Here is a 1,992-nt window from a genome sequence, read left to right as displayed (position 1 = left end):
CGGTAATGCTTCAAATCGAGAATTATCAAAATAATCATCTGATTATGATGTAAATGTTATAATATCTGGTAACGCTAATGATAAATTAAAAGATCAAAAAGATATAGTTCTGGAAGATGAAGCTGCGGACATACTATATCATGAAATAGTAGGGCATGCAGCTCCTAAAGTTCTTGGTGCGGATACTGGTAATGCAATTAATAATGAAAATAAAATTAGAAAAGAATTAAATAAACCTTTGAGGAGGGAAGATCCTAAACATGTTGAATAAATTATTTTTCCTATTTATATACATTTTTTCGAGTAGTATGCAAATTTCAGCTAACGACTCACTATTAGTAAATTCAAAGTGGACTTTAATGTACACCCTTATTCTACATGGTGATACTATCATACGCAATGGTGAATCCTATATTCGTGAAAATACGGAGATTGGAACTGGCAATAACGGAGGTCCTACACTTATTTTTAAGAATAATCATACCCTTATCAAGATAGATCCCATAGGGTCAAAAAAATATTGGATATGGTCACTTGATAAGGATACACTAATCATGCAGAGAAATTATAAGAAAAAAACTTTCAAAGAAAAATATCTGATAAGTTTTGAAAATAAAAAACGAATATTATATCTATCTCCAGTATTTCATCAGAAGACAATATATGTTTTTGGAAAAAGGGATGATGAGTTATAGAAACTAAATAAAAGATTAGTAATGAGATTTTGTGCTATATTGATACTTTCTGTGATTTCAATTCTAAATAATTTAGAATTGAAATCACAAACTGTTGTAAAAACTTTAAGCAATGGTTGTAAGTTAGAGAGAAGTTTATTTCTAAACGAAAAAAAAATCGGGGTGTATAATAAACGAGGTAGATTGGTTAAATTGTCCGCAGATGAAATCAAATGTCAAAAGATATTTTTATATCAATCTTATAGCCTGATTGATTATGGAATAATTCTAAAATATCCCGAGGTCATATATAAAGATGCGTGTATTATTGCTGATATTTTGTCAAGTTATGACCCAAGCGAAATCTTATCGTTTACAAAGCCTATAGGGGAGCGAAAAAAGATTTCTATACAAGATATCAATAAGTATTACACGTATCTTGATGCCAGTGTTGACTATGTAGTTAGTATTAACATTATAGTCAAGGATAGTCTTATTACCCAATATAGTTATACTTACAAGCCCAATATGTCTGACGTCATTATTTCATATACATGTGTATTTACTTATGATAAAAATAATCGAATAGTAAAATTAGAAAAAATATATAGTCGACACTATGAAACAAAAGAAATCATATATGAAAACAAATAACACACGGTTTTTGGTAATGCTCCAAATCGGGAGTTGTCAAAATAAAAAGAACAACAAACTTAGCACACAAACGCCAAGCCATCGCAGCAATAAATGAAAGAATGTATAGCATTAAGAGACCTTTTAAAAAAGGGTAATTCGCGCACAGGAAAGTAGAGTAGAGAAATATAGATGGTATTCTAAAAGACTCTATGAAGGCATATAATAATTGGATTAAAAATCCTAAAAACAAAGGAAAGGAATTTAGGTATGAAATCGATAAAGACACCCCTGATAAATAAATTTTTTAAAAGTTGTTTCTTTAGACTGACGGTAATAGACTTCGTCTTATTTCTGTTGTTTAGATATTATCAGCCATTGTGTGAACCTTGTTTAGATAACGATTGGGAACCGTGTCTATCAAAAGAGCAATACATTATTATTTACATAGGTATCGCGGTGAATGTAATCGGTTTCATTGTATGTATATATAAAACAGTAAAGAACAATCAAAAGAAACAACAAACGTGGCACGAAAACGCAAGCCACAATAGCGATAGAGAACAGAATGTATAACATGGAAATAATAATCGAGGGGATAAAAAAAGGTGCACAAAAAGAGGCCTAATCCCAATAAAAGAAAGGGGAAGTAATGGAAAGGAAAATAACACTATCAAAGGAAGAA

General features: G+C 30.4%; 1 protein-coding gene. It reads left to right on the top strand.

Annotation, left to right across the window (positions count from 1 at the left end):
* The first annotated feature begins 359 nt into the window (after window positions 1-359).
* Entirely contained in the window at window positions 360-695 is a 336-nt protein-coding gene (locus HMPREF0645_RS08470) for a hypothetical protein (protein WP_145992910.1), read from the top strand.
* Window positions 696-1,992 lie beyond the last annotated feature (1,297 nt).

It is taken from the genome of Hallella bergensis DSM 17361, from assembly GCF_000160535.1.
In the GTDB taxonomy this organism is placed as follows: Bacteria; Bacteroidota; Bacteroidia; order Bacteroidales; family Bacteroidaceae; genus Prevotella; species Prevotella bergensis.
Note: the sequence above shows the minus strand (reverse complement) of the source record. Positions and strands in the feature narration are given on the sequence as shown.

Excerpts from the sequence above, each read along its gene's own strand:
- HMPREF0645_RS08470 (WP_145992910.1), top strand. The coding sequence starts at position 360 with ATGTACACCCTTATTCTACATGGTGATACTATCATACGCAATGGTGAA.